This window comes from Maribacter sp., assembly GCF_049667165.1.
Classification (GTDB): Bacteria; Bacteroidota; Bacteroidia; order Flavobacteriales; family Flavobacteriaceae; genus Maribacter_A.
Genome location: NZ_JBATHS010000207.1, coordinates 1 through 6,735, shown reverse-complemented (window position 1 = coordinate 6,735; position 6,735 = coordinate 1). Strand labels below are relative to the sequence as shown.

The following is a 6,735-nucleotide window of genomic DNA, read 5'->3' as shown; positions in this document are numbered from 1 at the left end:
AATGATGGGTTTCAGGACCTTTACCTATTGAACTATGGCCCGAATGTATTTTACCATAATAATGGGGATGGTACTTTTAGTGACCAAACCGCAAAACTGGGCCTCGCAGGACCTGAAATGTTGAATGGTTATACCAAGTGGAGTATCGGGGTTTCTTTTTGGGATTACAATAATGATGGAAGAATGGATGCCATGGTGGGCAACTTTCTAGCCTTTGACCCCAACTATATTTCAACCCAAACCCCTGGGATGATGCCACACCCTTCAGAATATAAGGGGCAAGCATCCATATTGTACAGACAAAGGACCGATGGCACGTTTGAGGATGTCACCCAAAAGGAGAACCTCTACTATCCAGATTCAAAATGTATGGGGTTGACCGTTTATGATTACGATGAGGATGGGGATATGGATATTTTTCAGGCCAATGACCATCAGATGAATTTTTTGTTCAAAAATGAGAACGGCATCTTTAAGGAGGTAGGTGTCGGCAGCGGGGTGGCTGTCAACAGTCAGGGGCAGGTAACCGGTTCTATGCATGGTACCATTGGTGATGTTGATGGTGATGGATTGATCGACATACTTGTGGCGGATTTGAAATACGGAGCTTTATACCGAAATTTGGGCGGAGGTTTGTATCAGGATATAACCGAATCAAGCGGTGTTGCAAGGGCCTTGGCAGGAAAGGGAAGCTGGGGCACTGCATTTTTTGATTATGACAATGATGGCGATCTGGATATTATTTCTGCGAACGGAACCGCAGAAGAATTAATTTTGCAGTATCCGGTGTTGTTGGATAATGATGGAAAAGGGAATTTCAAGGATGTTGGACAGCAAGTTAGCCCCTATTTTTCAACCAAACGCTCAGGTAGAGGTTTGGCCATTTGGGATTATGATAATGATGGTGATTTGGATGTTGTCATTTCACATGTCGACCTTATGGCAACCCCAACGCTATTGCAAAACAATGGGGGTAACGAAAATAACTGGCTCGGTTTAAAATTAACCGGCGAAAAAGGGCTGGCATCCGGTATTGGCGCCAAGATTACGTTGCATACTGGGGATAAAGAGCTGGTACGCATAAATCAATGGGCCACTGGATATTTATCCAATAATGAACCCCGGATCCATTTTGGTCTGGGCAAATTAGGACCTATAAAAGAGCTGGAAATAAAATGGCCCAATGGGGAGGTAGAATCATATCATTCCATAGAATCCAATCAATACCTGACCATTAAGCAAGGAAAAGGAATCGTAAAAGAATAAAATCAAAAATATAAAACGCAGAAAAATGAACAGTATGTATGTTAGTAAGGTGGTAGACCTCACCGATCATGATAAGAACATAATCTACAACATGTCGCACGAAGAAGCGGTAGCGGTAGTCAAAACAGGCGATGTCGAGGCTGTTCGCAAAATTGACGGACAGTTTTCCTTGGTTTCGGTAGAGGGAAAAACAATACGAATGGCCCGGTCAATAGGGCGTCCGCTGCGGTATTTTATCGCAAAACGTGCCGTTGGGCCTCAATTGGTCATTGCAGAACGTATAGACGTGATCTATAATTACCTTAAGGAAGAAGGAATGGAAGACCAGTTCCACCCTTCGTATACGCGCATGGTACCGGCCCATTATATCACTAAAATAGAATTATTGGGTTGCCCGGACCCCAACCCGGTTTATACAAGGTTCTTTACCCCAGAACGCAACGCCTATAAAGCCGAAACTATAGAAGAAATAGGCAAGGACTATATTGCTTCCGTTTATAAGGAGATCAAGAAATGGCTGCAATTCAGGGCAACATCAGGACCTATCGGTGTAACTTTCTCCGCAGGAATAGATAGTGGTTCGGTGTTTCTTTTAACCTACCATGCCTTAAAGGAATTAGGCGAAAGTCCATCCCGGCTTAAAGCCTTTACCCTGTCTATAGATGGGGATGGGGCCGATTTGCTTCAGGCCCGTGAGTTTTTACAAAAATTGAACCTCGAACTTTTCTTGGAACCCATAGCATTGGATTATGATGCGTTGGATTGGAAAGAGGCGATCCAAGTGGTCGAAGATTACAAACCTTTGGATATTCAATCGGCAACAATGAACCTGGCCTTGCTAAAAGGCATTAGAAACCGCTATCCAGACTGGAAATATATCATTGATGGGGATGGTGGGGATGAGAACCTTAAAGATTATCCTATTGAAGAAAATCCTGAATTAACGATACGAAGCGTATTGAACAATTTAATGTTGTATCATGAAGGTTGGGGTGTTGAATCGATAAAGCATTCATTAACGTACTCTGGCGGTCTTAGTAGGGGGTATATGAGAACATTTTCTCCAGCCGACCTGTTGAATTTTGAAGGGTTTAGTCCATTTACCCTGCCCAATGTCATCGAAATATCAGAAGGCATCCCCTATATAGATATGACAGATTGGGATCATCAAAAACTCTATGACCTAAAAGGCCAAATCGTATTTGAAGGAGTAAAGGCGGTGACCGGTATGGAAATGCCCATCTTTGAAAAAAGAAGGTTTCAACACGGTGCCGCTTCAAAAACTGATTTTGACAAACATTTTCCCGAAAAAGAAATAACGTATAGAAAACAGTTTTTATCAAAATATGAGTAGAGGTTCCGTAACTATTTCCAATAACAAACGAATAGTTTCTGAACGGGGTGATAAAAATAAGGTAGACCAAAATCGCCCCTATGCCTGGTTGGTTGAAAAAGAACGAAGTCTATCGGGTATCATTGACGATACGGCCATTATTTTCCTTACGAACAAGGAGTGCCCGTTTAAATGCCTCATGTGTGATCTTTGGAAGAATACCACTGACCAATCAGTGCCCATAGGGGCAATTCCTGGACAAATAGCTTGGGCCCTGGCCCAAATGCCACCGGCCAAACATATTAAATTATATAACAGCGGAAGTTTCTTTGATGAAAAGGCCATACCGGTAGCGGATTATAAGGCAATCGCCTTGTTGTTGGAAAATTTCGAAACCGTCATTGTCGAATCACACCCCAAATTCATTACCGAAAAATGCCTTCGCTTTCGGGACATGCTTAAACCGGAACTTCATGTAGCCATAGGTTTGGAAACGGCGAACCCTGACGTTCTTGAAAAACTGAATAAGCAAATGACCACTGGGGATTTTTGTGAATCGGTGGGATTTCTATCACAAAATGACATTAAATCAAGGGCCTTTATTCTGCTTAGGCCTCCGTTCCTGTCAGAGGATGAAGGTATTTATTGGGCCAAAAAATCGATTGATTTTGCCTTTGAATGCGGTGTGGAATGCTGTACCGTGATTCCCGTTCGAGGCGGAAATGGGGCCATGGAGCTTTTACATGAAGCGGGGCAATTTGAAGCTCCCAAAATCCAATCTTTGGAAACTGTCCTGGAATATGGCATCAAGCTTGGGTCAGGGCGCGTTTTCGCCGATATTTGGGACTTGTCCATCTTTTCCAACTGTAACCTCTGTTTGGAAGAAAGAATCAAAAGATTAGATCAGATGAATTTGACACAAGCAATTGGGGAAGGAATTGCATGTGCCTGCGATTTAAAACATTAGACAGCACATTTTTATGGTCCCTTTTCCATTCCCAAAAAATAGTGCTTACAACGCGCTGTTTAAAGAACGTTCAGCCTGAATTGCAGCAATGCACAATCGGCATAAACTCCGGCAAAAATCATATTTTATAAGGCATTTAGTCGTAAATTTATTGGCCAAAATGACCTATTTGAAATGATGGATAATCGTGTATTCCAATTTTTTATTTGCTTATTGATCATCAACAGTTCTTGTACGAAAGATGTAAATAAGGAGAAGATATTTGAAACTTTGGATGCTTCAAGAACTGGAATAACCTTTAATAATGTTCTAACCGAAAACGACACGGTAAACTATTTCACCTTTCCGTATATGTATGAAGGGGGTGGTGTTGCTGCTGGGGACATCAATAATGACGGCCTTGTAGACCTCTATTTTACAGGCAATCAGGTCGCCAACAAATTATATCTGAACAAGGGAAACCTACAATTTGAGGACATCACCGATAAGGCAGGGGTGGCAGGTGACCATCGATGGTATACCGGGGTGACCATGGCCGATGTCAATGGTGATGGCTTTTTGGATATTTATTGCTCCGTTGGTGGTCCCCACGAGCCTAGACTGAACCAACTGTTTTTAAACAACACCGATGGCACATTTGTCGAAAAAGCATCGGAATTGGGAATTATGGATCCCGGCGACACAGTTCAAGGCACTTTTTTTGATTATGATAAGGATGGTGATTTAGATCTATACGTGGCAAATTATCCGCCCACAAGCTTTACTACCCCTCCTTTCGTATATACCCACCTCATGAAAGACACCAAAGACATTCAAAGTGATCATCTGTACCGAAATGAGGGCGACAGATTTACAGATGTGACTACCGAGGCAAAACTTAAGAATTTCGGATTGACCCTTAGTGCCACCGTCGGGGATTTGAACAATGATACCTGGCCGGACTTATATATCTCGAATGATTTTGTATCACCGGATTTCATGTATATTAATAATGGAGATGGCACTTTTAAGGAAGTACTTAAAGACGCAACCGCACAGACAGCATACTATGGCATGGGCGCGGATATTTCGGACATTAACAACGACGGTTATTTGGATATTTGTCAGGCAGATATGGATGGCAAATCAAATCAACGAAGAAAGGCCAACATGGGTAATACCATGCAGGCCTACTTTGAAGAAATGGTCGAAGCCGGTTTTCATTACCAATATGTACAGAACAATTTGCAATTGAACACAGGGGCCGATCAAGACGGAATTCCATATTTCTCGAATGTTTCGAGATTGACCGGAACGTCTTCCACAGATTGGAGTTGGGGGCCACTTATGGCCGATTTTGATAATGACGGGGATAAAGACCTATTTATCGCCAATGGCACTCGAAGGGAAGTAAACAACAATGATTACTTTGATGGGATGAGGGCAACTAAGCTCAAAAAGAATAATTTACTTCAAAATAGTTTAATGATCCCATCGGTGAAATTGGACAATTTCATGTATAGAAATAATGGAAATTTTGATTTTGAACATATTAATGAAGCTTGGGGAATAAGCTTTGAAGGATATTCCAATGGGTCGACCTATGCCGATTTGGACAATGACGGCGATTTGGAAGTCATCACCAACAACATCGATGACCCCGCCTCCATTTTCGAGAATAAAAGTGCAGTAAGCAATAATTATATTAAAATCAGATTCAAAGGAACCCTGGGAAATAGCTTTGGCGTAGGAAACCGGGTATATATGACCACAGGGGAGCAAACCCAAATGCAGGAACTGACCCTGACCCGTGGCTTTCAATCCTCCGTGGCCCCTGAAATGCATTTCGGCTTGAACAAAGTGGAAAAAATCGATGAATTGAAGGTGATTTGGACAAATGGCACAGCCCAAACCTTGAAGGATGTTGGTGCAAACCAAACGTTGGTCTTGAATTATAATGATGCGTCGCCAATAGTTGAAGAAACGCCGGCAAAGCGCAAGGTTTTGTTTACCGAGGTGCAGGAAAGATTTCCTGGATTCAAGCATGAGGAGAATATGTATGACGACTACGTAAAACAGGTGCTACTCCCACATAGAATGTCTTCCTACGGACCAGCCTTGGCAATAGGCGATTTGAACATGGATGGGTTGGATGACTATTATGTAGGAGGTTCCCATGGGTATTCCGGCACGATTTTTTTACAAACCCCACAGGGTACTTTCGAGCAAGTCTTAGCGCAAGAACCCTTCGTACTAGACAAATCATGTGAAGACTTGGGGGCCATCATTTTCGATGCCGATCAAGATGGGGATAATGATATGTATGTGGTTAGTGGCGGCTATGAATTTGATCCGAATTCCCAACTACTGCAAGACAGATTGTATATAAACAACGGCAAAGGTCAGTTTTCAAAAGCCGATGAACAGGCCTTGCCCGAAATGCTGGTCAGTGGGTCCAAGGTATATCATGCGGATTTTGACAAGGACGGCAAAGAAGATCTTTTGGTATTGGGGCGTCAGGTTCCTTGGAATTATCCCTTACCAGCAACGAGTTTTCTATTAAAAAATGTAAGCGATAAGGGGAACGTCAAATTTGAAAACTATTCACAGTACATAGAAGACCAATTCAACGATCTTGGTATGGCAACAAATGCGGTTATCACTGATTTCAACAATGATGATCGGTTAGATCTGATTATCGTAGGGGAATGGATGCCCATAAAAGTATTTGAAAATGGGAAGACCGGGTTCAAGGATGTTTCGACCCAAATGGGACTTTCCGATACCGCCGGATGGTGGTGGAGTATAAATCAAGGGGATTTTGACATCGACGGGGATATGGATTATATGCTGGGAAACAATGGCCTTAATTATAAATACAAGGCCTCTGAAAATGAAACTTTCGATATTTATAGCCATGACTTTGATGAGAATGGAATAAAGGATATTGTATTGGGATATTATGAAGATGGCGTCCAATATCCCGTAAGGGGTAGATTGCCCTCATCCCGTCAGATCCATGCCATTAAATTCAAATATAAAACCTCCGAAGTCTTTTCCCATGCAAATTTAGAGGACGTATATACCAAAAAAAGTTTGGATGCCGCCTTGCATTACCAGGTTAAATCATTTGCCAGTGTTTATTTGGAAAACAAAGGGAATACTTTTGTAGCACATCAGCTACCTGTTC

At 42.3% G+C, this 6,735-nt stretch carries 4 protein-coding genes; all 4 read left to right on the top strand.

The annotated features are described in order from the left end of the window. On the top strand, positions 1-1,266 hold a 1,266-nt coding region (locus WBM98_RS10280; protein ID WP_424365934.1), incomplete at its 5' end, for a CRTAC1 family protein. 25 nt (positions 1,267-1,291) lie between these two features. Beyond that, a complete protein-coding gene (locus tag WBM98_RS10275; protein ID WP_424365933.1) occupies positions 1,292-2,620 on the top strand; it encodes an asparagine synthase-related protein in 1,329 nt (442 codons plus the stop codon). After that, a complete protein-coding gene (locus WBM98_RS10270; protein ID WP_424365932.1) occupies positions 2,613-3,566 on the top strand; it encodes a radical SAM protein in 954 nt (317 codons plus the stop codon). The genes WBM98_RS10275 and WBM98_RS10270 overlap by 8 nt, the downstream gene beginning before the upstream one ends. 174 nt (positions 3,567-3,740) lie before the next feature. Then, positions 3,741-6,735, top strand: a 2,995-nt coding sequence (locus WBM98_RS10265) for a VCBS repeat-containing protein (protein WP_424365931.1), incomplete at its 3' end; no start/stop codon positions are given.

Excerpts from the sequence above, each read along its gene's own strand:
- WBM98_RS10275 (WP_424365933.1), top strand. The coding sequence starts at position 1,292 with ATGAACAGTATGTATGTTAGTAAGGTGGTAGACCTCACCGATCATGAT.
- WBM98_RS10270 (WP_424365932.1), top strand. The coding sequence starts at position 2,613 with ATGAGTAGAGGTTCCGTAACTATTTCCAATAACAAACGAATAGTTTCT.